This window comes from Streptomyces sp. NPDC026522 (assembly GCF_055567555.1).
In genome coordinates this window covers 4,296-27,662 of sequence record NZ_JBVHQF010000007.1, presented here as the reverse complement: position 1 = coordinate 27,662, position 23,367 = coordinate 4,296, and the positions used below count along the sequence as shown (strand labels likewise).

Sequence of the window (23,367 nt, the reverse complement as noted above, 5' to 3'; positions counted from 1 at the left end):
TCCCCCTCGGAGATCTTCCGGACCAGCAGATCGTCGCGCGCGGCGGCCCGGTACCTCGATCCCGCTGGCACCCGGATCCGCGGTGGCGACAGGACCACCCCCCCGCCCCCCCGTTCCCGGAGCCCCACCCGGGCGGCCGCGGGCCGTTCGGGGAACCGGCCCGGTCACCGGCCGGGTCACACACGGGCAAGTGCCCGGATCCTCCTACCATGGGCGCTTTGTCGGTGGTCGCTGCGAGGAGTCCCATGTCCCAAGCCCCCGGATCCGCCGATCGGTCCACCCCGCGCGGGCGGCCCGTCCCGTCCCTGCGCCTGCTCGCGACGGCCCTGCTGGCCTCCGGCGTCCTCGCCGCCGCCGCGCCCGCCCTCGCCGCCGCCCCCGCCCACGACGACACCCACCACCGCAGCGGCGCCGGGCCCCGTCCGGGCGGGGCCGCGCTACCCGGTGAGGCCGCCGTGATCGGCGAGGACCACGCCCGGGCCCATGCCGGCCGCAGGAAGGCCGCCGACGCGATGCGCGAGTACCCGCAGTCGAGGCGCACCGCCGGCCTCGCCGCACTGCGCGCCTCGCAACAGCAGCTCAACGCCGGCTTCGCCGCCCGGCTCTTCGGCCGCTTCACGGAGTACTTCCCCTCCCCCGACTTCGGCGTGCACGTGGCACAGCTGCCCACCGGCAAGGTGCTGCTCTTCTCCTTCGAACGGGTGGAGGTCAACCCCACCAAGGAGACCGGCCCCACCGACCGGATCGGCCGCACCAACGCCGGCCGGGCCTACCTGTGGGACCCGGCCAAGGGCACCGGCGGCCCGGCGTTCAAGAACGTGCCGCCGCCGACCGTACTGATGCCGGACGGCACGTACGCCCCGCGCCCCGCCCCCTTCTTCTGCGCCGGCCACTCCTTCCTGCCCAACGGCATGGTCGGCGTCTTCGGCGGCAACGGCGGCGGGAAGGGCGGTACGGGCGCCAGGCTCTCCTTCGTCTTCGACCCCTGGACCGAGACCTGGTTCCGCAACCGCGACATGGCGGTCGGCCGCTGGTACCCCTCCGTGGTCACCGGCGCCGACGGCCGGCAGTTCATCATGTCCGGCCAGGACGAGCGCGGCACGGGGCACCCCACCCCGGTGGTGGAGCGCTTCCCGGCGCGCGGACACCGGGTGCCCTGGCGTCCGTACGACATCCCGGCGGGCGTCCCCGTCGAGCGGTTCGCGGCGGACGCCCCGTTCCGCAACGACTACCCGCACCTGTTCTCGCTGCGGGACGGCATGATCTACGGGCTCGGCCGCGACGCCGATCAGCAGTGGGTCTTCGACCCGGTCAAGCAGACGCGTACGGACCTGCCCCGGCGGCCGGCCGACTTCCGCGGCTACGGCTCCGCCGTACCGCTGCCCGCGGGCCTGCGCGGCCCGGACTCCGTACTGGTGCTCGGCGGCGACCCGCACGACCCCGCCACCTACCGGCTGACCGGCGGCGCCTGGAGCACCGACACCCCCCGGGCGTTCGGCCGCACCCAGGACGACACCTTGATCCTGCCGGACGGCACCCTGCTCACCGTCAACGGGGCGCTCGACACCCGGAACTACGGTTACGGGCCGTTCAATCCCAAGGCGGACCTCAAGTACCGGCAGATCGAACTGCGTGACGCGCACGGCCGCTGGACCCTGGGACCGGCCCAGCGGCTGCCCCGGGGCTACCACTCCAACGCCCTCGTCATGCCCGACGGTCGGGTGATGATCACCGGCGACGAACTCCAGCAGATCGCCAACGACCCCGACGTCGCGGACGGGATGGACGGCAGCGTGGAGCTCTACGAGCCGCCCTACCTGCACCGGGGCCCCCGGCCCGCCCTCGACCGGGCGCCGCGCGGCGAACTGGCCTACGACGCCGAGTTCACCGTCCGCACCTCCACCCCCGGGGACGTGACGCGCGCCGTCCTGCTGGCCCCGACGACCGTCACGCACGCCGTGAACACCAGCCAGCGGCACCTGGAGCTGCGCCTGACCGCGACCCGCGGCGACACCCTCACGCTGCGTACCCCGCCCACCGCCGCCGATGCCCCGCCCGGCTACTACATGCTGTTCCTGCTCAACGCGAAGGGCGTCCCGAGCACGGCCCAGTGGATCAAACTGGGCCCCAGGCCCGGGAGCCGGTAAGGGCCGGCGGGCCGCGCCGGGCGGGCCGCGCGGAGCGGCTACTCGAAGCGGGCCGTGTCGCCCGCGCCGTAGCGGACGATCTCGGCTCCGCCGCCCGAGAAGTCGATGACCGTGGTCGGCTTCGTCCCGCAGTCGCCCGAGTCCACGACGATGTCCACGACGTGGTCGAGCCGCTCCTTGATCTCCCAGCCCTGCGTCAGCGGCTCGGGCTCGTCGGGCAGCAGCAGGCTGCTGGACAGCAGCGGTTCGCCGATCTCCGCGAGCAGGGCCTGGACGACGGTGTGGTCCGGGATGCGGACGCCGACCGTCTTCTTCTTCGGGTGCAGCAGCTGGCGCGGCACTTCCTTGGTGGCGGGCAGGATGAAGGTGTAGCTGCCCGGCGTGGCCGCCTTGATCGCCCGGAACACGTCGTTGTCGATCTGCACGAACTGCCCCAGCTGGGCGAAGTTCTGGCAGACCAGGGTGAAGTGGTGCCGGTCGTCGAGGCCGCGGATGGAGCGGATCCGGTCGAGACCGTCACGGTTGCCCAGCTGGCAGCCCAGCGCGTACAGGGAATCGGTCGGGTACGCGACCAGCGCGCCGGAGCGGATGCTGTCGGCCACGTTGCCGATCGTGCGCTGCTGGGGGTTCTCGGGGTGCACATCGAAGTACTTCGCCATCCGCCGAGCCTACGGGATCGACCCGCCCCGCCGTTCCACGCGCCCACGCGTCACCCCCGGTCACGGCCCCTGCCGGCCCGGCGCGCTGGTCCGTCCGGACGGCATCGTGGCGTGGCGTACGGGCCAGGGGCCCGGCCCGGGGGCTCCGCTCGCCCACTGTCGAAGCAGACACCCCGTCCGCCAGTACGAGTGGAATCCTTGGAGGGCCACCGTGTCCACAGAACCCACCGGTCCCGGAACCAGCACCGCCGCCGACGCGCCGGGCGCCGCACCGCGGCCCGATCCGCGCCGCTGGTGGATCCTGGCGGTGATCGGCCTCGCCCAGGTCATGGTCGTCCTGGACGCCACCATCGTGAACATCGCCCTGCCCTCGGCCCAGACCGACATCGGTTTCTCCGACGGCCAGCGCCAGTGGGTGGTGACCGCGTACGCCATGGCCTTCGGCAGTCTGCTGCTGCTCGGCGGCAGACTCGCCGACCTGTTCGGCCGCCGCCGGGCCTTCGTCATCGGCCAGGTCGGTTTCGCGGTGTCCTCCGCGGTCGGCGGTTCCGCGGCCACCTTCGGTCTGCTGGTCGGCGCCCGCGCCTGCCAGGGCGTCTTCGCGGCCCTGCTGGCGCCCGCGGCCCTCTCCCTGCTCACGACCACGTTCACCACCCCCGCGGACCGGGGCCGGGCCTTCGGCGTGTTCGGGGCCCTGGCCTCCTCCGGCGGGGCCGTGGGACTGCTGCTGGGCGGCGTGCTCACCGAGCACCTCAGCTGGCGCTCCACCCTGTACGTGAACGTGCTCTTCGCCGTCGCCGCCGTGGTCGGGGCGCTCCTGCTGCTCCCGCCGCAGCCCGCCGCCGCCCGGACCCGGCTGGACCTGCCCGGTACCGCCCTGGCCTCGACCGGCCTGTTCTGCTTCGTCTACGGGCTCGCCGGGGCGGGCTCCGACGGCTGGGCCTCCGTGCGCACCGGGGGTCTGCTCTGCGTCGGCGTCCTGCTGCTCGCCGCGTTCGCCGCGTGGCAGGCCCGCTCCCCGCATCCGCTGCTGCCGCTGCGGATCGTGCTCGACCGGGTCCGGGGCGCGGCCCTGCTGGCCGTGTTCATCGCCGGCGTCGCCACCTTCGGGGTGTTCCTGTTCCTGACGTTCTACCTCCAGCACACCCGCGGCTACGGTCCGGCCAGGACCGGTCTGGCCTTCCTGCCGATGTCCGGCGCCATCATGTTCAGCGCGATGGGCAGCGGCACGGCCCTGCTCCGCAAGGTCGGCGGCCGCACCCGCGTGGCCGCCGGGATGCTGCTGGCGGCGGCCGGGATGGCCTGGCTGACCCGGCTCTCCGTCGACGGGTCCTACGCGGCCGAGGTGCTGCCGGCCCAGATCGCGGCCGGCCTCGGTGTGGGAGTGGTGACCGCGACGGCCATGAACCTCGCCACGGCGGGCATCGCGCCCGGGGAGGCCGGAGTCGGCTCCGCCACCGTCAACTCGATGCGCCAGGTCGGCGGTTCCATCGGCACGGCCCTGATGAGCACGGTCGCGGCCGCTGCGACCGCCGGCTACCTGGCCACGCACCGGCAGCCCGGGCCGCTCACCGCGGCCCGGGCTGCTGTGGAGGGCTGTCACGCCGCGTTCACGGCGTCGGCCGCGGTCTTCGCCGCCGGAGCCGTCCTGACGTGGTTCATGCTGCCCGAGGGACTCTCGGTGGCGCGGCGCCACCCGAGCCCCGGGGAGCACCGGGGATCAGAGGCAGTTCGCGACTGAGCTGCGGATCCGGTCGCCGGTCGAGAAGTGCTTCACCTTGCAGTGGTTGGTGCCGATGCCGCCGTCGACCTGTCCGTAGCCGGGTCCGATGGTCAGGACGGCGTCGTTCTGGCCGCGGACCTGGTCGTCGCCGGGACCGCCCAGGATGATGCCGGCGGATTCCGAGCCCACCGACTTGGGCTCGATGACGTCGTCGTTGGCACCGCCGAGGACCCGGCCGCCCAGGTCGACGTTGCCCGTGCGGATCACGTCGTTGCCGTCGTTGCCGAAGACCTGGCCGCCGCCGCGCTCGTACTCGCCGGGCTGGCCCATCACGCTGCCGGTGGTGATCTTGTCGTCACCGTGGTCGCCGTAGACGGCGGCTCCGTGCGCCGCCGTGCCGGCGACGAGGGCGGTGATGATCGTGTCGTTGCCCAGGCCGCCGCGCACCGTCGAATTGCCGTTGCGCGGGAAGAGGTTGTTGACCTGGAGCGTGTCGTCGCCCTCGCCGCCGAGCACCTGGGCGTCGATGAGCATGCCCTTCACCCGGATGTTGTCGTTGCCGCCCTTGCCGTCGATGATGGCGTTCTCGACGTCGTTCTCGCACACGATGGTGTCCGGGCCGTCCGTGCCCTCCACCACCGGTCCGGGACGGGCCTCCTGGCCGTTGACGTAGCACCAGTGGGACGGCAGGGGTTCGGCGGCGGCCTGGGCGGGGCCCGCGGCGAGCGAGGCGGAGGCGACCACCGTGGCGGCCAGTGCGTACGACGCGGTGCGAAGCGTACGGCGGGTGCGCAGCATTGAGTCTCCCGAGCGTGGTGATGGGTTGGCGAGGGTGAGCGGTGTCCGGGCCGCGACCGGTCAGCCGGTCGCGGCCGGTCAGGACGGGCCGTGGCGCAGTGGTGTCAGCTGCTCGATGTCGTAGCGCGCCCGCAGTTCCCGGATCGCCGAGGCGTCCGGTGCGGCGTTGCCGTCGAGCAGTTCGAGGAGCTCCTCGAAGTACCGTTCGTGGTCGGGCGGGGGAGAGGCCTGGAAGAACATCCGGGCCGGCTCCCCCGTGGGGTTGGCGAAGGCGTGCGGACAGCCGGGCGGTACGACGATGACCGTCCCCGGGGTCGCCCGGACGACCTGGCGGCCGTCGAGCGACTCCCAGCGTCGCCAGTCGTCGCCGGAACGGACGCGAGGCTCGAACGCCATCACGTCGAGTTCACCCTCCAGGACGTAGAACAGCTCCTCGCTGCGGGTGTGGAGGTGCGCCCCGACGTCGAATCCGGGCGGTACGACGACCTCGAAGCTGGAGGCGACCCGTGAGTCCTCGCCCGTGACCTTGAAGGTGACCTGCTGGGCGGCGGTGTGCAGGGTGCGGCCGTGCCCGGGCGGCACCAGCAGCCCGTCCCGGGCCACGTGCGCCGTCACGACCAGGTCACCGGCAGCGCCTCGGGGCCGCGGATGAGTGCACCCGGCCGCCAGCCCAGTTCCTCCACCGGCACCGCGAACCGCGGGTCGGGGAAACGGTCCAGCAGCGCGTTCAGGAGGAGCTCGGACTCCAGCCGGGCCAGCATGTTGCCGGGGCAGAAGTGCGGCCCGTAGCCGAAGGCGACGTGTGCGTTGGGCGTACGGTCCGGCCGGATCTCGTCGGGGTCTGGGAAGACCTCCGGGTCCCGGTTCGCGGCGAGGTAGGAGACGTACACCGCCTCGCCCGCGCGGATGACCTGACCGGCGACCTCGACGTCCTCCAGGGCGATCCGGGAGAGTCCGACCGAGTTGCGGTGCGGGATGTAGCGCAGGAGTTCGTTGATCGCGGTGGGCCGCAGGTCCGGCTCGGCGCGCAGCCTGTCCATCAGCTCCGGCCGGGTGAGCAGGATGTACACCATGTTGCCGGCGTTGTTGGTGACGGCCTCGCCGCCGATCTGCAGGAGCAGGGCCACCCCGACGGCCTCCTCCTCGGTGACCTCGCCGGCCTCGACCGCCCCCGCCAGCAGGCCGATCACGTCGCCGGCCTCGTCGCCGTCGCCGGTGGCGCCGCGGCCGGCCCGCAGCCGCTCGCCCAGGTAACCGCACATCCGCGTCTTCGCCTGCTCGCTGCGCTCCGCGCCGTGCGCGGAGGACAGGATCATCGTGGTCCATTCGTGGACCTGCGGGCGGTCCTCGGCCGGAACGCCCATCAGCTCGCAGACCACCGCGAGCGGGAACGGCGCAAGCAGCCGCTCCGTGAGGTCCGCGGGCGGGCCGTCGCGCAGGATGGCGCCGACGAGTTCGTCCAGCATCCGCTGCGCCCGGGCCCGCAGGCGCTCCACCCCCGCGGTGGTGAACGCGGCGGCGACGGTGCGGCGCAGCCGGGTGTGGTCGGGCGGGTCCTCGAGACCGACCGCGCCGGGAGCCGGAATGAAGTGGGGGGCCAGCCGGGTGACGTCGTGCTCCATGACGAGCTTGCGGCTGAACCGGGGGTCGTTGGCGACCATCCGCACGTCGTCGTACCGGCAGACGAGCCAGGCCCACCCGGTTCCGTTGGGCAGTTTGATACGGGTGATCGGCCCCGCGCGCATCAGCTCGGCGAGGACGGGGTCGAAGTCGACCCCGGCCAGGTCCAGGGCGGGCCAGTGCGTGACGGGTGGCCTAGAGGTGGCGGGGCCGTCCTTCAGCATCGTTCGGATTCCTCCCTCACGGGACCGCGGGCTCCGAAACCCAGCTCCCGAGTGAGATCTCGGCGGTGATGCCGGGCCCGAACCCGGCGAGCATGCCCTTGGCGGCGTCCACGGTGCCGTTCTCGTCGAAGAGCCGGCGCAGGGCGTCCAGGACCACGGCGCTTGCGATGTTGCCGTATTCGGTCAGTGTGGCCCGACTGAAGCGGAATGCTTCGGCAGGCACACCGAGGTACTTGCTGAGGTCGTCCAGGATCCTTGGGCCACCTGCGTGGATGATGTAGAAATCCAGTGCGGCGGCGTCCCACCCGTGTGCCTTGGCGAGGCGTTTGAGTGACGGGGCGAGCGGTTCCATCGTTCCCGGAACGCGCCGGTCGAGCTTGAAGTGGAACCCGGTGGCCTTGACGTCGTACATGATCCAGTCCTCCGTCTCCGGGATGATGTACGACCCGTTGCGGTGGAGGTCCACGCCCGTGCCGCCCCGGCCGCGGACGGCGGCGGCGCCGACGCCGTCGCCGAAGAGGCCGTTGGAGAGCAGGTTGCCGACCTCCAGGTCGCTCGGCTGGTAGCAGAGCGAGCAGAACTCGCAGGAGACGATGAGCGCGTTCGCCTCCGGGTAGGCGGTGCAGAAGTCGTGCGCCCGGTTCACCGCCGCACCGCCCGCCGCGCACCCCAGCTGGGCGATGGGGAGCTGCCGGGTATCGGTGCGGAAGCCCATCGAGTTGATCATCCAGGCGGTCAGCGACGGCATCAGGAAGCCGGTGCACGACACGAAGATGATCAGATCGATGTCGTGGGGACGCAGCTGCGCGTCGTCGAGGGCCGCGCGGACCACCGCCGGTACCCGCGCCTTGGCCTCGGCCTCGTACACGGCGTTGCGCTGTTCGAGGCCCGGGTGCTGCAAGGTCTCCTCGATGGGGCGCACGATGTGCCGCTTCTCGACGCCGGTGTTCCGGATCAGTCGCAGGGCCAGATCGAGCTGCGGGTGATCGGCGTGAACGGACCGGGCCAGATCCAGGGTCTGCTCCATGGTGATCACGTGCTCGGGCACGTGCACCGTTGGCCTGCACAGAGTCGCCACAGTCGGCTCTCCTTTCATTTCCCGACAAAGCCTCACGGACCCGTGCCGGTTCCGCTCGTCGGACTGACCCGCGGGTGACGTGGGCCATTGCGGTGAGAGTCGCGGGCGCAGGCAGCGGAGCGAGCCGGTGCCGGGAAGGGATCGTGAGCCGGATTCCCCGGCGCATTCGCCTACCAGGAGTGACATCAAGGCTGGGAGAGAACCATGACGACAGACCCCGACACGGCCCTGGGGACGCGTGCGGACCCGGTTCCGGACGGTCCGGTGCACTGCTGGAAGCTGGATGACCTCGAAGCCCTGGAATTCGACCCGTTCCTGCACGCCCGGCTCCGGGAGGGCAAGGCCGCCCGGGTGCGGTTGCCGTTCGGTGAGGGCAGCGCCTGGCTGATGGCGCGCTACGCCGACGTCAAGGCGGCCACCACCGACCCGCGCTTCAGCAGACAGGAACTGGTCGGGCGCACGATCACCAGCTCCTCGCCGCACGCGATCGCCTCGCAGCAGGCGTCCCTGAACTACGCCGACCCCCCGCGCCTGAACGACATGCGCCGCGTGGTGGCGCGGGCCTTCACCGGCAAGAGCATGCAGCGGCTGCGGCCCACCGTGCAGGCCACCGCCGACCGGCTGCTGGACGAGATGGAACGCCACGGCTCGCCCGCCGACCTCGTTGAGCACCTGCACGGGCCCTTCCCGCTCGCGGCCGTCGCCGACCTCCTCGGAATGCCGCAGGACATGCGCGAGGGCATGACCTCCTGGGCGAACGTGATCATGACGCCCGGTCCGGCCCCGGAGCGCAGCGCCGACGCGATGAAGACCGTCCGCGAGAGCGTCGTCGCCCTCCTCGCGCTGCGCCGCGCGGAGCCGGCCGACGAGCCGGGCGAGGACCTCGCCGCCGTCCTCGCCTCGGCCGCCGACGCCGGGGAGATCACCGAGGCGGAGGCGGTCTCCCTCGCCACCGCGATCCTGGTGAGCGGGGCCCACGCGGTGCGCAACAACAGCGCCAACATGATCTACGCCCTGCTCACCCATCCGGACCACCTCGCCCGGCTGCGCGCCGAACCGGAGCTGATCCCGCAGGCCGTCGACGAACTGCTGCGCTACATCCCGCACCGCAGCGGCGTCGGCATCCCGAGGGTCGCCACGCGGGACGTCGAGCTGGGCGGGGTGCTGATCCGGCAGGGCGAGGTCGTCTACTCCTCGTACCTCGCCGCCAACCGCGACCCGGAGGTCTTCCCGGACCCCGACACGCTGGACTTCGACCGCGGCCCCATCGCGCACATGGCCTTCGGCAACGGCCCCCACCACTGCGTCGGCTCGATGCTGGCCCGGATGGAGTCCGAGATCATCGTCGCCACCCTCCTCGACCGCTACCCGAAGCTCGCGCTGGCGGTGCCGCCGGAGCAGATGCAATGGCAGCCGGGCGCCCTGATCCGCGGACCCAAGACCCTCCCGGTGACCTGGTGATACGCCGGATCAAGGTGGTCCGCGGCCGCCCGGACCACATAGAACTGGCGGCCCTCACGGCCGCCCTGGTCATCCTGGCGCGCAGCGCCCCCGCCCGCCACGAACACCACCACGGCCGCCACCGCCGCCGCGCCCACTGGGACCACCACTGGCCCCTCGTCCACCCCGCGCACTCCTGGCGCGCCCGGCCCCCGCTCAACACGTCGCGGCGGGACGGGATGTGAGGGGCGGTAGGAGATGAGCGCCGGGCCCCCGTACCGCGGCTTCGGGGCAGGCCTCGGGGGTACCGCCCCGGGAGGGCTCGGGGACGTCTCGGGGTCGGCCCCGGGGCTTCCCCGACGCGAGGTCCGGACGTGCCCAAGATGATCAGTGCATGACCAAGAACAAGTGGCCGGGGGCCGCATTCGCCGTAGGACCGCTCTGCATGACCCTCTACGGGCTGATCCGGCTCACCGACGACGTCCACGGCCCCGGCCTCGCCTGGTCCGCGGGTCATCTCGCCCTCCTCGCGGGCGTCCTCGCCTTCGCCCCCGTCTTCCTGGAACTGCGCCGGCGGTCGGCCCACGGGCGCGGGCCGGCCGGCCGGTGGTTCGCCGGCGCCGGCGCGGCGGCCGGGCTGGCCGGTGTCGTGGCGGTCACGGCGCAAGCCGTGATCGACCTCGTCGTCGGCTTCCTGAGCGCGGACCGGGACGCCATGAACGAGCTCTTCGACAGGGTGCAGAGCCATCCGGGGGTCACGCCCGCCGTCTACTCCGTCGGCCCGCTGCTCTTCTACGTGGGCCTCGTGCTGCTGACGACGTGGCTGGCGGCGCTGCGGCGGACCGAAGCCCGGCGTCCGGCGCTGATCGTGGCGGGCGTCGTGGCCATGGCGGTCAGCCTGGACCTGCTGCCGGTGGGCGGCCTGCTCTTCCTGCTCGCCCTCGCCCCCCTCGGCCGGGCCGCCCGCACCGAGCCGGCCCTCTGACCCCCGGCCCGTCACGCGCGCGGCGGGTGCACGACCAGGGAGTGCGGGACGGCCACCGGGGCCGGGGGCAGGCGCAGGGCGCGGCGGCCCGGGGTGATCGACCCCAGGACGCGCGGGCCGGCCGCCCCCGTGCACCGGGGAGCGTTGCCGGGCAGCCCGTGCAGCGTGAGGTATCCCAGCACCGCGAACGCGTACGCCTCCTTCGCCGCGGCCGGCAGGCCCAGCTCCTGCGAGGTGCGCAGCGCGACGGGACCCAGTTCCGTCCGCAGCATCGCCGTCAGCGTCGGATTGCGGACGCCCCCTCCCGAGGCGAACACCTCCGTGGCGCCCAACGGGCGCAGCGCGGCGGCGATCGTCGTGGCGGTGAGCCGGGTCAGCGTGGCCACGAGGTCCTCGGGCAGGAGCTCGCGGATGCCCGCGCCGGCCAGCGCGCGGCGCAGGTAGGCGTGGTGGAAGAGTTCCTTGCCGGTCGTCTTGGGCCAGGGCATCGCATAGTACGGCTCGTCCAGCAGCCGCTCCAGCAGGGGCAGCTGGACGCGCCCGGCCGCGGCGAGGGCGCCGTCCTCGTCGTACGCCAGCCGGCCGCCGCTCAGCTCGCGCACCGCGGCGTCGATCAGCGCGTTGCCCGGGCCGGTGTCGAAGGCCACCGGGTCCCCGCCCGGCGGGATCACCGTCAGGTTCGCGATCCCCCCGATGTTCAGTGCGGCCGGGACGCCGGGCCGCCCGCGCAGCAGCATCAGGTCGACCAGGCTCACCAGGGGTGCGCCCTGACCGCCCGCCGCCACGTCCCGCGGACGGAAGCCCGAGACGACGGGGCAGCCGCTGCTCTCGGCGATCCAGGCCGGCTCGCCGAGCTGGAGCGTGCCGCGCACCCGGCCGTCCTGCACCCAGTGGTACCCGGTCTGGCCGTGCGAGGCGATCAACTCCGCCCGTCCGTCGCACAGTTCCCGGTCGGCGCGGACCGCGAGCCGGGCGAAGGCCTGCCCGATGCGGGTGTCCAGGCGGCAGACGCCGGCCATCGTGGTCGCCGCGGGCGGCAGTGCGGCCGCCAGCTCCGCCCGTAGGTCCGCGGCGTACGGTTCGCTGATCATGCCCAGCGGTGTCAGGTGCAGGATCCCGTCCCCGCGGTCAGGCCCGAGGTCGGCGGCCGCGGCGTCGACGGCGTCGTACGAGGTCCCCGACATCAGGCCGATCACCCTCATCGCAGCGGCTCCCGGTGGCCGTCGGCGCTCAGGGTGGACAGGGCGAGCGCGCTGACCGCGCACGCCGAGGCGGCGTACCAGGCCGGTACGGAGGCATCGCCCGTCGCCGCGACGGCCGCGGTGATGACGAGACCGGCGCAGCCCGAGAACACCGCGTTGGCGAGCGAGTAGGCCAGCCCCAGTCCGGTGCAGCGCACGTCGCGCGGGAACATCTCGGCCAGCATCGCCGGTCCCGGCCCGGCCATCAGGCCGACGAGCGCGCCCGCCACCAACAGGGAGCCGGCCCGCGCCGCGGGGGGAAGGGCGGGGTCGCGCAGCAGGTGCAACAGCGGGAACGCCAGCAGTACGACGGCCAGCGCCCCGCCGAGCATCACCGGCCGCCGGCCGGTCCGGTCGCTGAGCCGCCCCGCGGGCAGTACGCAGGCCGCGAAGCCGAGGTTCGCGAGGGCGGTGGCGACCAGGGCCTCGCGTACCGAGGAGCCCAGGACGGACTGGAGGTAGGAGGGCAGGACGACGAGGAAGGTGTACCCGGCCGCCGACCACCCCATCACCCGGGCGACGGCGAGTGCCACGGCGCGCGCGGGCCGCTCCCGGCGCGCCCGCGCCCCCGTCACCGTCGGCGCGGCTGCGGGCGGCGGCTCCTCCAGCGCCGTACGCAGCCACAGCGCGACCCCGCCGAGCGGCAGGGCGAGCAGGAACGGGATCCGCCACCCCCACGCGTTCAGGGCCTCGCCGGGCAGTGCGGAGGCCACGGCGGCGGCCGTCGCCGCGCCCGCGAGCAGCCCGAGGGCGACCGTGAAGGACTGCCACGCCCCGTACAGCCCGCGCCGGCCCGACGGGGCGGACTCCGTCATCAGCGCCACGGCGCCGCCGAACTCCCCGCCCGCGGACAGCCCTTGCAGCACCCGCAGCAGCGTGAGCAGCCAGGGCGCGGCGGGACCGATGGCGGCCCGGGTGGGCAGCAGCCCGATCAAGGTGGTGGCCAGCGTCATGAGGCCCACCACCAGGACCAGCACGGGCCGCCGGCCGAGCCGGTCTCCCAGCCGGCCGAACAGCAGCGCTCCGACGGGCCGGAAGAAGAACGCGAGGGCGAAGGAGGCGTAGGTCGCCACCAGTGCCGGGGCGCCCGCCGCGGTTCCCGCCCGCGGGGTGAAGAACTGGGCCGCGATCACGGTCGCGAAGCAGCCGTAGACCCCGAACTCGTACCACTCGACGAGGTTGCCCGCCGAGCCGGCGAGCAGCGCGCGGCGGGAGGCGGTGCGGAGCGGGGCCGCCGGGCGCAGGGCGAGAGGGGTCACGCGTGCTGCGTGCCCGCCGGGCGGACCCGCGACGCCGGGCGGCGGGCCGGTTCAGCAGAAAGCAGCACCCATCCCAAAGGGATGCTTATAAACAGAGGGTTGTTACGCTCTCAGCCTTATGGATTCCACTGCGGGCACGGGAGTACGCGGATGAAGACCATCGGGTTGCTCGGCGGCATGAGCTGGGAATCGACCGCCGAGTACTACCGGCTGCTCAACGAGCTGACCCGCGACCGCTTCGGCGGCCTCCACTCGGCGCGGTGCGTCGTCTACTCGGTGGACTTCGCGGAGATCGAGGAACTCCAGGCGCAGGCCCGCTGGGACGACGCGGGCGAACTCCTCGCAGCGGCCGCCCGGTCCCTTGAGGCGGCCGGGGCCGACCTGGTGCTCCTGTGCACGAACACCATGCACAAGGTCGCCGACCGCATCCAGCAGGCGCTCAGCGTGCCCCTGCTCCACCTGGCCGACGCCACCGCCGACGCCGTCCGGGAGCAGGGGCCGCGCCGGGTCGGGCTGCTGGGGACCGCCTTCACCATGGAGCAGGACTTCTACCGCGGCCGGCTCGAAGCGGGCGGCCTCCAGGTCCTCGTCCCCGACGCCGCCGGACGGGACCTGGTCCACCGGGTCATCTACGAGGAGCTCTGCCGGGGCATCGTGCGCGCGGAGTCACGGACGGCGTACCGGAACGTGATCGGGGAACTGGTCGCCGCCGGCGCCCAGGGGATCGTGCTCGGCTGCACCGAGATCGAGCTGCTCATCGGCCCGCAGGACAGCCCCGTACCGGTCTTCCCGACCGCGCGCATCCACGCCGAGGCCGCGGTCCGGGCGGCACTGGCCTGACGGCCGGGAGCCGGGTCGCCGGTACGGAGAGACGGTGGGAGGGTTTGGAGGAGCGGAGCCGGTGGTCTGGGCCGGCACACGGTGCGCCAGGGAGTGAGCGGAAAGGGTTCGGGCCATGAGCACGTCCGACGCGTTCCGGGCCGAGATCCACAGCACGGAGGCGGATCCGGCGGCACCGGGCGGCCTGCTCGACGTACTGAGCCTCGCCGCGGTGGTCCTGGACGCCCGCGGCCGCATCGTGTTCTGGAGCCCGCAGGCCGAGGACCTATTCGGCTTCTCGGCCGAGGAGGCGCTCGGCCGGCCCGCGGCCGCGCTGCTGGTGTCGACGGAGAACCGCGGCCTGGTGGTCGAGCTGTTCACCCAGGTGATGAAGAGCGGCCGGCGCTGGGCCGGGAGCTTCCCCGTCCGGCACAAGGACGGCAGCACCCGGCTGGTGGAGTTCCGCAACATGCGGCTCCAGGACGACCTGGGAGACTTCTACGCCCTCGGCATCGCCACCGACCACCCCACGCTCCGGCGCGTCGAGCGCGATCTGGCGCTCTCCCTGCGGCTGGTCTCCCAGTCCCCGATCGGCCTCGGCGTCACCGACACCGAGCTGCGGTACGTGCTGGTCAACCCGGCCCTGGAGCACATCAACGGCCTGCCCGCCGCCGAGCACCTCGGCCGGACCGTCGGCGAGGCGCTGCCGTTCCTGGACGCGGAGGCCATCGAGTCCGACATGCGGCAGGTGCTCACCACGGGCGTGCCGCTGCTGGACCAGTTCGTGGTCGGCCGTACCCCGGCCGACCCGCAGGACCGGGCGTGGTCCGTGTCCTACTACCGGCTCGACGACCCGGCCGGGCACGTCCTCGGCGTGGCGGTCTCCGTGGTCGACGTGACCGATCAGCACCGGGCGGCCGCGGACGCCGCCCGCGCCCGTCGGCGCCTCGCGGTGGTGGCGGACGCCTCCGTACGCATCGGCACCACCCTCGACCTGGAACAGACCGCACGGGAACTGGCCGAGGTGTGCGTTCCGCAGCTCGCCGACGTCGCCACGGTGGACGTCCTCGACAGCGTCCTGCACGGCCGCCGCACCACCGGCGAACCGGCCGGACCGGCCCGGTTCCGGGCCCTGGCGGTGGTCGCCGCCTACCCCACCGGGGCGGCGCAGGCCACCGACCAGACCGGCGAACTCGCCCAGTACGACACCGACCGGGTGGTGACCAAGTGCGTGAACACCGGCCGCCCCGTCCTCGTGGCCCGGGTGACCGGACCGGACCTGCGCCGTATCGCCCGGGACGACAACGCGGCCGCCCTGCTGGCCGCGGCGGGGCTGCACTCCTACCTGGCGGTGCCGCTGGTGGCCCGCGGCGAGGTGATCGGCGCCGTCGGCCTGATGCGCGCCCGTACGCCCGCCCCGTTCGACGACGACGACGTCACCCTGGCGGTCGAACTGGCCGCCCGCGCGGCCGTCTGCGTCGACAACGCCCGGCTGTTCCAGAACCAGCGGCACGCCGCCCTCACCCTCCAGCGCAACCTGCTTCCGCACCAGCCGGCGAACCGGCTGGGCCTGGAGATCGCCCACCGCTACCAGCCGTCCGGGGCCACCAGCGAGATCGGCGGCGACTGGTTCGACGTCATCCCGCTGGCCGACGAGAAGACCGCCCTCGTCATCGGTGACGTCATGGGCAGCGGCATCGCGGCCGCCGCCACGATGGGGCAGCTGCGCACCGCCACCCGGACCCTGACCCAGCTCGACCTCGACCCCGCGCTGGTGCTGCAGTACCTCGACCAGGCCGCCGCCGGGATGGAGCACACGATCACCACCTGCGCCTACGCCGTCTACGACCCGCTGCGCGCCGAATGCCACATCTCGCTCGCCGGGCACCTGCCACCGGTCCTGATGCGCCCCGGCCGGCTGCCGGAACTGCTCGACCTGCCCACCGGCGCGCCGCTCGGGGTCGGTGGCGTCCCCTTCCACACCACCCGGCTCGCCCTCGCCCCCGACGACCAGCTGGTCCTGTACACCGACGGGCTCGTGGAGACCCGCGACCAGTCCCTCGACGAGCGCCTCGATCTCCTGCTCAGCCTCCTGGCCGGCCCGCACCGCCCCCTGGAGGACACCTGTGACCTGCTGCTACGGGCGCTGCGCCGCCCCGGCGACCACGACGACGTCGCCCTGCTGATGGCCCGGATGCTCCCGGTGGACCCGGACACTCCCTAAGGGGCGGTCGTGACCGGCAGTTCCCGCAGGGCGTGGAAGCGGAACGTCGTCGTCCAGCGGAGCTGTCCGGCCGGGCGGGCCGTGCGCAGCGCGGGGAAGCGGTCGAGCAGGGTGCGCAGGGCGAGGGTGATCTGGAGCCGGGCGAGCGGGGCGCCGAGGCAGTAGTGCATGCCCTGCCCGAGGGCCAGGTGGGCCGGGTCCGCCCGGTGGATGTCGAAGCGGTCGGGGTCCGGGTACCGGGCCGGGTCCCGGTGGGCCGACGCCAGGCAGAGCAGCACCGTGTCCCCGGCCGGGATCAGGACGCCGCCGAACTCGACGGGCTCGGTGGCGAAGCGCCGGATGGTCGTCTGGATGGGCTGGGCGTGGCGCAGGAGTTCCTCCACCGCGGCGGGGAACAGGTCGGGCCGCTCGCGCAGTTCGGCCAGCTGGTCCGGGTGCGCGAGCAGGGTGAGCAGGCCGTTGGCGATGACGTGCTGGACGTTCTCGCTGCCGGCCAGCAGGATCAGGAAGGCCAGCGAGACGAGTTCGTCCTCGCTGAGCCGGTCCCCCTCGTCGCGCGCGGCGATCAGGTCGGAGAGCATGTCGTCCCCGGGACCGGAGCGGCGGCCGGCCACGAGAGCGATCAGGAACCGGTGGATCCGGCCGATCGCCTCCACGAGTTCCTCGCGCCCGCGCGGCGCGAGCATGCCGGTGACCCAGCCCGAGAACCGGTCCTGGTCGGCGTCCGGCACCCCCAGCAGCGAACCGATCACGCGCAGCGGGAGCGGTTTGGCGAAGGCGGCGACGGCATCCGCCTCGCCGCGGGCATCCAGCTCCGCCGCCAGCCCCGTCAGCAGGTCGTCCACGATGGCCCGCACGCTGTCCCGCAGCTGCTCGACGCGGCGGGGGGTGAAGCCGTGGGACACGAGGCGGCGCAGCCGCCGGTGATCCTCCGGATCGATGTTCAGCAGGTTGCGGTCGAGCGCGGAGGGCAGCGAGAAGCCCGTGTAACCGGTGGTGGAGTGACGCTTGTTGACGGACAGCCGGGGGTCGGCGAGGCCCTCCCGGACGTCCGCCTCGTGGGTGACCAGCCATACCGGCGAGCCGTCGGGCAGCGCGATCCGGTGGACCGATCCCTGTTCGCGCAGCCGCCGGTACACGGCGTGGGGATCCGCCGCGAACGCCCCGTCGAAGGGCCGGGGGAGAGCCGCCCCGTCCGTCCGCGGGCCGTCGTGGGTGTGCCGCGTCATGTGCTTTCCTCCTGTTCCGCCGGGACGGCGGATCGCGGACCGGTCGTCCATGCCGTCGATCTTGACAGCCGGCCCCGCGACCACCGCGCCCGGGCCGGTTCTTCGGCCGGTATCCGCCCTACTGCGCCGGTGACTTGCTCCCTACTATCCGAAGCGGTCCGCAACCCGCTCCGCCACGCGGCCGGACGTCCCCCACATCAGGCAAGGCCACCGACAACCGATCGGAGCATCATGCCCGGTGTCTTATTCGTGGGCGGTGCGACCGCCGCGCTCCTCGCCGGCTCAGCACTGGCCCCGGCCGCTCCCACCCCCTTCACCCCGCCGCCCGACAAGATCGTGATCGACGTCGCGTCCGTCAACGGCTCCGGCTGCCCGCTCGGCACCGCGGCGGTCGCCCTCGCCCCCGACCACACCGCCTTCACGGTCACCTACAGCCAGTACCTGGCGCAGGTGGGCGTAGGCGCCCAGCCGACCGACTTCCGCAAGAACTGCCAGATCAACCTGATCGTCCACGTCCCGCAGGGCTACTCCTACGCCGTCGCGAGCGCCGACTACCGCGGTTACGCGCATCTGGAGCGCGGCGCGCGAGCGACGCAGAAGGCGTCCTACTACTTCCAGGGGTCGCCCGACACGGCGAGCAGGACGCACACGTTCAACGGCGCGTTCGACAACGACTGGCAGGTGACGGACTCCACCGACTGGGACCAACTGGTGTGGGCGCCGTGCGGCGTGCAGCGCAACTTCAACATCAACACCGAACTGCGCGTCAACGCGGGCACCTCCGACCCGGCGAAGACCAACAGCTTCGTCGCGATGGACTCAGCGGACGGTGACATCCGGACCGTCTACCACTTCGCCTGGAAGACCTGTCCCGAGCGCTGATCTCCCGTCGGCCGGCTGTGGCGGCCGGGCATCCGGGCCCCCGGCCCGGCGTGCCCGGCCGTCCGTCCGGCCGACAGTCTTCGCCCAGACGGGCCAGGCGGCGCTCTACCGGGAACTGGGCTGCAACGCACCGGGCGCCCGGTCGACGCCGTCGGGCACCGCGGAGGGCCGGAACACGGAGCTCGTCCTGACCAAAGGCTGAGTTCCGCGCCGCCGCTCTTCCCGGCGCCTACTGGTGCACGAGGGCGGTGAACGAGGGTCGGTGCAGGGCCTCGGCGAGTGATGTGCGCCAGTGCGGGAGAACGGGCAGGCCCGCCGCGGCCCAGCGGGCGTGGCCGAGGACGCTGAAGGCGGGCCGGCGGGCAGGGCGCGGGAACGCCGCCGATGCGGTCGGGCGGATGCGGTCCGGATCGAGTCCGCTGAGTTCGTATGCCGCGCGGGCCAGGCCGTACCAGGTGGTGCGGCCGGTCGCGGTGGCGTGGTAGACACCTGGCGGGGCCTTGTCGGCGTGGCCGAGCATCACCAGGAGACCAGCCAGATCGTGCGTCCAAGTTGGCTGCCCGTACTGGTCGTTGACGACTTCGACGGTACTCCTGCGGGCGGCCAGGCCGAGCAGGGTGGCGACGAAGTTTCGGCCGTGCTCGCCGTACAGCCAGGCGGTACGCACGATGTAGCCGGTATCGGGCAGAAGTTCGGCAACCGCCCGTTCGCCGGCCAGCTTGCTGCGGCCGTACGCGTTGACCGGCCCGGTCGGGGCCGACTCGGAGTACGGCTCGGTGCCGTCTCCCGGCAGGACGTAGTCGGTGGAGACATGCAGCAGTCGAGCGCCGCTGTCCCGGCAGGCGTGAGCCAGGTGGCGCACACCCGTTCCGTTGACGGCGGTGGCGGTGGCCTCGGCGGCCTCGGCGCCGTCGACGTCCGTCCAGGCGGCGCAGTTGATCACCACGTCGTGACCGGAGACTGCGGTGCGGACGGCCTCCGGGTCGGTGATGTCGAGGGCGGCGTGATCGAGCGCGGTGAACTGCCGGTCTGTCAGCAGGGTCCGCACGTCGCGACCGAGCATCCCGCCGGAGCCGGTGACCAGCCAGCGGGTCACGACAGTGCCGCCCGGCTCTTCAGCGGCTCCCACCAGGCACGGTTGTCGCGATACCAATCGACGGTCGCGGCCAGGCCGTCCGCGAAGGAGATCCGCGGCCGGTAGCCCAACTCTCGTTGGATCTTGGTGATGTCGAGGGAGTAGCGCCGGTCGTGTCCCTTGCGGTCGGGCACGTGCCGGACCATGTCCCAGCCGTTTCCGGTCGCCTCGAGCAGCATGCCGGTGAGCTCCTTGTTCGTGATCTCGCTTCCGCCGCCGATGTGGTAGACCTCGCCGGCCCGGCCTCCGCGGAGCACCAGTTCGATGGCGTGGCAGTGGTCGGAGACGTGCAGCCAGTCGCGGACGTTGCCACCGTCCCCGTACAGTGGCACCTTCTTCCCCTCGAGCAGGTGCGTGGTGAAGAGGGGGATGACCTTCTCCGGGAACTGGTGGGACCCGTAGTTGTTGGAGCAGCGGGTCACCACCACATCCAGGCCGTGCGTGCGATGGCAGGCGAGGGCCAGCAGGTCGGAGCCGGCCTTTGACGCGGAGTACGGCGAGTTGGGGGCGAGCGGCGACTCCTCCGTCCATGAGCCCTTGCCGATCGAGCCGTACACCTCGTCGGTGGAGACGTGCACGAACCGGCCGACGCCGTGCCTGCGGGCGGCATCCAGCAGCACCTGGGTGCCGGTCACGTTGGTCCGTACGAACGCTGCCGCGCCGTCGATCGAGCGGTCCACGTGGGACTCGGCGGCGAAGTGGACCACCGCGTCGTGGCCCGGCATCACGGCGTCCACCGTCTCCACGTCGCAGATGTCACCGCGCACGCAGGCGTACCCGGGATGGTGAGCCACCGGCGCGAGGTTTTCCTCGACGCCCGAGTAGGTGAAGTTGTCCAGGACGGTAATTCTGCTCTCGGAGTCCGCACTCAGCACGGAGCGAACGAACTCGGAACCGATAAACCCGGCGCCGCCGGTAACCAGGATGCGCATAGTGGGCAGATTCTAGCGCCACTCGGCTTGCGGCCGAATCGACCGTCAAAGTCATACGCTGTCGCCATGCGAGGCATTCTGTTGGCCGGTGGCACTGGTTCCCGCTTGTGGCCGCTTACTCGATCGGTATCCAAACAACTGCTGCCGGTCTTCGACAAACCGATGATTTACTATCCTATTTCTACCCTGGTCATGGCCGGCATCAGTGAAATCCTGATCGTCACCACGGCCGACGACCAGCCCCAGTTCTACCGCCTGCTCGGCGACGGCAGCCAATGGGGCCTCCGCCTTGAGTACGCGGTGCAGGCACGCCCGGAGGGCATCGCGCAAGCCCTCGTGCTCGGTGCGGATTTCATCGGGGACGGCCCTGTCGCGCTGATCCTTGGCGACAACATCTTCCACGGCAGCGGCCTCGGCACCAGGCTCGCCCAACACTCCGACATGAAGGGGGGCAGGGTGTTCGCCTACCCCGTCGCCGATCCGTCGGCGTACGGGGTGGTGGAGTTCGACGAGCTGGGCCAGGTGCTGAGCATCGAGGAGAAGCCGGCCCGTCCGCGATCCAGGTACGCGGTGCCCGGACTGTACTTCTACGACAACCGGGCGGTGGAGATCGCCCAGGGCCTTCGCCCCAGCGCTCGTGGGGAGTTGGAGATCACGGAGGTCAACCGGGCCTATCTGGACACCGGTGAGCTCTACGTCACCCCGCTCGACCGGGGCACGGCCTGGCTGGACACCGGAACCTTCGCCTCGATGGTGCAGGCCTCGGAGTTCGTCCGGGTGATCGAAGAGCGGCAGGGCCTCAAGGTCGGCTGCGTCGAAGAGACGGTCTGGCGGTCCGGACTCGTCGGCGACTCCCAACTGCGCCTGCTGGCAAAACCGCTGCTCCACAGCGGCTACGGCCAGTACCTTCTCGGGCTGCTTGATGAGGGTGAGCGGTGAAGATCCGCGAGTTGACGATCGCCGGCGCGTTCGAGATCGTCCCGCAGGTGCACGGCGACCAGCGCGGGCTGTTCACCGAGTGGTACCGCTTCGACCGGCTGGCGGAGGCGGTGGGCAGGCCGCTACCACTGGCCCAGGCCAATCTCTCGGTATCCGCCAAGGGCGTGGTGCGCGGCATCCACTTCGCCGACGTGCCGCCCGGGCAGGCCAAGTACGTCACCTGTGTGCGCGGTGCGGTGTGGGACGTGGTGGTCGACCTGAGGGTCGGCTCGGCCACCTTCGGCCGTTGGGAGGGCATCCGGCTGGACGACATCGAGCGTCGGGCGGTCTATCTCTCGGAGGGGCTGGGCCATGGTTTCTGCGCACTCACCGACGACGCGACCCTGACGTACCTGTGCTCGACGACGTACCGGCCGACCGCCGAGCACGCGGTCCATCCGCTCGATCCTGACCTGGGCATCCAGTGGCCGACCGACGCACCGCTGCTCTCCGACAGGGACGCGGCGGCGCCGTCGTGGGCCGAGGTGGTGGCGGGGGGGATGCTGCCGTCGGACGACGCATGCCCGGCGGAGGGCATCTATTCCTGTCGTTCAGCCCCGGACAGACCTCAGGAGCGAAGGACGAGCAGCCCGAATGCAGGCCCGTACGCCAATTGAATGAAGTGCGGCGACATGCGCTGTCAACGGTCGGCGTGGAATCGGGTCCCGGCACACTGCTGCTGGCACGTCTGCGCCACAGCCTGGGCGCTCATTCATGCCGTCCGACGTGATGGTGTGGCATGCCCGTGTGACCCGTCACCCCCCCTCGGCGTATCGGTTTTCAGCCTGCGGGAAGGTTCCGTCATGAAGCGTCAGTCTCTTCGTAGATCGTGGGTCCGGGCCGTCACTACGCTCGCGGCGTCGGGAACTCTTGGCTTGCTCGTCAATCTCGGTTCGTCAACGACCGCTCCGGCCAACGCGACAGCCACGTCCGTCGATTACTCCATCGGTGTGCCAGGCTCGAACGGTGCTGTGAGTGCCGCCTTCGAGCCCCGCCCACCGCGGGGGGCCGATGAAGACGGCGGTCACGGTGACGACGGTGGTCATGGGGACCATGGTGACGACGGTGGCCACGGTGACGAACCAGGCGGGCCTCGGGACGACGGTGGCCATGGTGGCCATGGTGACGACGGTGGCCATGGCGACGAACCAGGCGGCCCTGGTGACGGTGGCCACGGTGACGACGGCGGTCATGGTGGCCATGCTGACGAACCAGGCGGGCCTGGTGATGACGGTGGCCATGGTGGCCATGGTGACGACGGCGGTCATGGGACGGGCAATGGCAAGCCTCATGACCACCCGCGCCCGCACCCCCACCCACCAGGCCCCCAGGGCCCCCAAGGCAACCAGGGCACGCAGGGGTTCCAGGGCACGCAGGGCAGCCAGGGCTTTCAGGGCACACAGGGGTTCCAGGGCACGCAGGGGTTCCAGGGCACGCAGGGCAGCCAGGGCTTTCAGGGCACACAGGGGTTCCAAGGCACGCAAGGATTCCAGGGCACTCAGGGCTCCCAGGGCACCGGGTCCCAGGGCACTCAGGGCTCCCAGGGCAGCCAGGGCTTTCAGGGCACGCAAGGATTCCAGGGCACGCAGGGCAGCCAGGGCACCGGGTCCCAGGGCTCCCAAGGCATTCAGGGCTCCCAAGGCAGCCAGGGTTCTCAGGGAACCGGGGCCCAGGGCAATCAGGGCGGGGCAGGCCCGCAGGGAAGTCAGGGGGTCGCCGGAACCCAGGGCAGCCAAGGAAATCAGGGCGGTGCCGGGGCGCAGGGCAACCAGGGCGGTACCGGAGCCCAGGGCAGTCAGGGCAGCCAGGGTGGTACCGGTGCCCAGGGCAGTCAGGGTGGTCTCGGGGCGCAGGGCAGTCAAGGGGACGCCGGGGCGCAGGGAAATCAGGGGACTGCGGGAACCCAGGGCAGCCAAGGAAATCAGGGCGGTGCCGGGGCGCAGGGCAACCAGGGCGGTACCGGAGCCCAGGGCAGTCAGGGCAGCCAGGGTGGT

At 72.3% G+C, this 23,367-nt stretch carries 21 protein-coding genes; 10 read left to right on the top strand and 11 right to left on the bottom strand.

The genetic code is table 11. The annotated features are described in order from the left end of the window. The first annotated feature begins 245 nt into the window (after window positions 1–245). Window positions 246–2,147 carry a galactose oxidase-like domain-containing protein gene (locus ACZ4M3_RS19080; RefSeq protein WP_467734071.1) on the top strand — a complete coding sequence of 634 codons (1,902 nt, stop codon included), beginning with the start codon at window positions 246–248 and terminating at the stop codon, window positions 2,145–2,147. Window positions 2,148–2,185: 38 nt separating this feature from the next. Here ACZ4M3_RS19080 and ACZ4M3_RS19075 read toward each other — a convergent pair whose 3' ends face one another. Next, window positions 2,186–2,806 (bottom strand): L-threonylcarbamoyladenylate synthase, encoded by a 621-nt coding sequence (locus ACZ4M3_RS19075; protein ID WP_467734069.1) that lies wholly within the window; start codon window positions 2,804–2,806, stop codon window positions 2,186–2,188. 211 nt (window positions 2,807–3,017) lie between these two features. On the opposite strand from ACZ4M3_RS19075, the gene ACZ4M3_RS19070 reads away from it, so the two are divergent. Further along, window positions 3,018–4,547, top strand: coding sequence for a DHA2 family efflux MFS transporter permease subunit (locus tag ACZ4M3_RS19070; RefSeq protein WP_467734067.1), 1,530 nt, complete (start codon window positions 3,018–3,020; stop codon window positions 4,545–4,547). Here ACZ4M3_RS19070 and ACZ4M3_RS19065 read toward each other — a convergent pair. The 4 genes from ACZ4M3_RS19065 to ACZ4M3_RS19050 all read right to left on the bottom strand — a co-directional run bounded on the left by ACZ4M3_RS19065 (window position 4,527) and on the right by ACZ4M3_RS19050 (window position 8,249). Continuing rightward, complete coding sequence (locus ACZ4M3_RS19065; protein WP_467734065.1) at window positions 4,527–5,327, bottom strand: hypothetical protein; 801 nt, start codon at window positions 5,325–5,327, stop codon at window positions 4,527–4,529. The genes ACZ4M3_RS19070 and ACZ4M3_RS19065 overlap by 21 nt on opposite strands. Window positions 5,328–5,405: 78 nt before the next feature. After that, window positions 5,406–5,942, bottom strand: a complete 537-nt coding sequence (locus ACZ4M3_RS19060; RefSeq protein ID WP_467734063.1) for a cupin domain-containing protein — start codon at window positions 5,940–5,942, stop codon at window positions 5,406–5,408. Continuing rightward, window positions 5,939–7,171, bottom strand: a complete 1,233-nt coding sequence (locus ACZ4M3_RS19055; protein WP_467734061.1) for a cytochrome P450 — start codon at window positions 7,169–7,171, stop codon at window positions 5,939–5,941. Before ACZ4M3_RS19055 ends, ACZ4M3_RS19060 begins: the two co-directional genes overlap by 4 nt. A gap of 16 nt (window positions 7,172–7,187) precedes the next feature. Beyond that, window positions 7,188–8,249: a type III polyketide synthase gene (locus ACZ4M3_RS19050; protein ID WP_467734059.1), complete on the bottom strand. Its 1,062-nt coding sequence runs from the start codon at window positions 8,247–8,249 to the stop codon at window positions 7,188–7,190. A 204-nt stretch (window positions 8,250–8,453) separates the two neighbouring features. On the opposite strand from ACZ4M3_RS19050, the gene ACZ4M3_RS19045 reads away from it, so the two are divergent. The 3 genes from ACZ4M3_RS19045 (at window position 8,454) to ACZ4M3_RS19035 (ending at window position 10,674) form a co-directional block, all read left to right on the top strand. Continuing rightward, complete coding sequence (locus ACZ4M3_RS19045; protein WP_467734057.1) at window positions 8,454–9,710, top strand: cytochrome P450; 1,257 nt, start codon at window positions 8,454–8,456, stop codon at window positions 9,708–9,710. Then, window positions 9,707–9,934: an acyl-CoA carboxylase subunit epsilon gene (locus tag ACZ4M3_RS19040; RefSeq protein WP_467734055.1), complete on the top strand. Its 228-nt coding sequence runs from the start codon at window positions 9,707–9,709 to the stop codon at window positions 9,932–9,934. Before ACZ4M3_RS19045 ends, ACZ4M3_RS19040 begins: the two co-directional genes overlap by 4 nt. Before the next feature lie 149 nt (window positions 9,935–10,083). Next, window positions 10,084–10,674: a hypothetical protein gene (locus ACZ4M3_RS19035; protein WP_467734053.1), complete on the top strand. Its 591-nt coding sequence runs from the start codon at window positions 10,084–10,086 to the stop codon at window positions 10,672–10,674. 11 nt (window positions 10,675–10,685) lie between these two features. Here the strand turns inward: ACZ4M3_RS19035 and ACZ4M3_RS19030 are convergent, their stop codons facing one another. Next, window positions 10,686–11,876: an anhydro-N-acetylmuramic acid kinase gene (locus ACZ4M3_RS19030; RefSeq protein ID WP_467734051.1), complete on the bottom strand. Its 1,191-nt coding sequence runs from the start codon at window positions 11,874–11,876 to the stop codon at window positions 10,686–10,688. Further along, on the bottom strand, window positions 11,873–13,174 hold the full coding sequence (locus ACZ4M3_RS19025; RefSeq protein ID WP_467734049.1) for an MFS transporter: 1,302 nt from the start codon (window positions 13,172–13,174) through the stop codon (window positions 11,873–11,875). The genes ACZ4M3_RS19030 and ACZ4M3_RS19025 overlap by 4 nt, the downstream gene beginning before the upstream one ends. A gap of 150 nt (window positions 13,175–13,324) precedes the next feature. Here ACZ4M3_RS19025 and ACZ4M3_RS19020 point away from each other — a divergent pair, with 150 nt between their 5' ends. Further along, the gene (locus tag ACZ4M3_RS19020) at window positions 13,325–14,014 is read left to right on the top strand and encodes an aspartate/glutamate racemase family protein (RefSeq protein ID WP_467734048.1); all 690 of its coding nucleotides are present in this window, start codon (window positions 13,325–13,327) and stop codon (window positions 14,012–14,014) included. 115 nt (window positions 14,015–14,129) lie between these two features. Next, complete coding sequence (locus tag ACZ4M3_RS19015; RefSeq protein ID WP_467734046.1) at window positions 14,130–16,217, top strand: SpoIIE family protein phosphatase; 2,088 nt, start codon at window positions 14,130–14,132, stop codon at window positions 16,215–16,217. Here ACZ4M3_RS19015 and ACZ4M3_RS19010 read toward each other — a convergent pair. Continuing rightward, complete coding sequence (locus tag ACZ4M3_RS19010; RefSeq protein WP_467734044.1) at window positions 16,214–17,446, bottom strand: cytochrome P450 family protein; 1,233 nt, start codon at window positions 17,444–17,446, stop codon at window positions 16,214–16,216. The two genes, ACZ4M3_RS19015 and ACZ4M3_RS19010, sit on opposite strands and share 4 nt — an antisense overlap. Window positions 17,447–17,677: 231 nt before the next feature. On the opposite strand from ACZ4M3_RS19010, the gene ACZ4M3_RS19005 reads away from it, so the two are divergent. After that, entirely contained in the window at window positions 17,678–18,328 is a 651-nt protein-coding gene (locus tag ACZ4M3_RS19005; RefSeq protein ID WP_467734042.1) for a DUF4360 domain-containing protein, read from the top strand. 229 nt (window positions 18,329–18,557) lie between these two features. Here the strand turns inward: ACZ4M3_RS19005 and rfbD are convergent, their stop codons facing one another. Together rfbD and rfbB are read right to left on the bottom strand one after the other, a co-directional pair. After that, on the bottom strand, window positions 18,558–19,391 hold the full coding sequence (gene rfbD, locus ACZ4M3_RS19000; protein ID WP_467734736.1) for a dTDP-4-dehydrorhamnose reductase: 834 nt from the start codon (window positions 19,389–19,391) through the stop codon (window positions 18,558–18,560). A gap of 29 nt (window positions 19,392–19,420) precedes the next feature. Next, window positions 19,421–20,395: a dTDP-glucose 4,6-dehydratase gene (rfbB, locus tag ACZ4M3_RS18995; protein WP_467734040.1), complete on the bottom strand. Its 975-nt coding sequence runs from the start codon at window positions 20,393–20,395 to the stop codon at window positions 19,421–19,423. A 66-nt stretch (window positions 20,396–20,461) separates the two neighbouring features. On the opposite strand from rfbB, the gene rfbA reads away from it, so the two are divergent. Both rfbA and ACZ4M3_RS18985 read left to right on the top strand, forming a co-directional pair. Then, window positions 20,462–21,334, top strand: a complete 873-nt coding sequence (rfbA, locus tag ACZ4M3_RS18990) for a glucose-1-phosphate thymidylyltransferase RfbA (protein ID WP_467734038.1) — start codon at window positions 20,462–20,464, stop codon at window positions 21,332–21,334. 2 nt (window positions 21,335–21,336) lie between these two features. After that, the gene (locus ACZ4M3_RS18985) at window positions 21,337–21,990 is read left to right on the top strand and encodes a dTDP-4-dehydrorhamnose 3,5-epimerase family protein (RefSeq protein ID WP_467734734.1); all 654 of its coding nucleotides are present in this window, start codon (window positions 21,337–21,339) and stop codon (window positions 21,988–21,990) included. Window positions 21,991–22,269: 279 nt separating this feature from the next. Here ACZ4M3_RS18985 and ACZ4M3_RS18980 read toward each other — a convergent pair. Then, window positions 22,270–23,367 (bottom strand): hypothetical protein (locus ACZ4M3_RS18980; RefSeq protein ID WP_467734036.1); only part of this gene is annotated, 1,098 nt, incomplete at its 5' end.

What these genes read in the sequence shown, in the direction of transcription:
- ACZ4M3_RS19080 (WP_467734071.1), top strand. Translation starts at nt 246, where the DNA reads ATGTCCCAAGCCCCCGGATCCGCCGATCGGTCCACCCCGCGCGGGCGG.
- ACZ4M3_RS19075 (WP_467734069.1), bottom strand. Translation starts at nt 2,806, where the DNA reads ATGGCGAAGTACTTCGATGTGCACCCCGAGAACCCCCAGCAGCGCACG.
- ACZ4M3_RS19065 (WP_467734065.1), bottom strand. Translation starts at nt 5,327, where the DNA reads ATGCTGCGCACCCGCCGTACGCTTCGCACCGCGTCGTACGCACTGGCC.
- ACZ4M3_RS19055 (WP_467734061.1), bottom strand. Translation starts at nt 7,171, where the DNA reads ATGCTGAAGGACGGCCCCGCCACCTCTAGGCCACCCGTCACGCACTGG.
- ACZ4M3_RS19045 (WP_467734057.1), top strand. Translation starts at nt 8,454, where the DNA reads ATGACGACAGACCCCGACACGGCCCTGGGGACGCGTGCGGACCCGGTT.
- ACZ4M3_RS19035 (WP_467734053.1), top strand. Translation starts at nt 10,084, where the DNA reads ATGACCAAGAACAAGTGGCCGGGGGCCGCATTCGCCGTAGGACCGCTC.
- ACZ4M3_RS19030 (WP_467734051.1), bottom strand. Translation starts at nt 11,876, where the DNA reads ATGAGGGTGATCGGCCTGATGTCGGGGACCTCGTACGACGCCGTCGAC.
- ACZ4M3_RS19020 (WP_467734048.1), top strand. Translation starts at nt 13,325, where the DNA reads ATGAAGACCATCGGGTTGCTCGGCGGCATGAGCTGGGAATCGACCGCC.
- ACZ4M3_RS19015 (WP_467734046.1), top strand. Translation starts at nt 14,130, where the DNA reads ATGAGCACGTCCGACGCGTTCCGGGCCGAGATCCACAGCACGGAGGCG.
- ACZ4M3_RS19010 (WP_467734044.1), bottom strand. Translation starts at nt 17,446, where the DNA reads ATGACGCGGCACACCCACGACGGCCCGCGGACGGACGGGGCGGCTCTC.
- ACZ4M3_RS19005 (WP_467734042.1), top strand. Translation starts at nt 17,678, where the DNA reads ATGCCCGGTGTCTTATTCGTGGGCGGTGCGACCGCCGCGCTCCTCGCC.
- rfbD (WP_467734736.1), bottom strand. Translation starts at nt 19,391, where the DNA reads ATGCTCGGTCGCGACGTGCGGACCCTGCTGACAGACCGGCAGTTCACC.
- rfbB (WP_467734040.1), bottom strand. Translation starts at nt 20,395, where the DNA reads ATGCGCATCCTGGTTACCGGCGGCGCCGGGTTTATCGGTTCCGAGTTC.
- rfbA (WP_467734038.1), top strand. Translation starts at nt 20,462, where the DNA reads ATGCGAGGCATTCTGTTGGCCGGTGGCACTGGTTCCCGCTTGTGGCCG.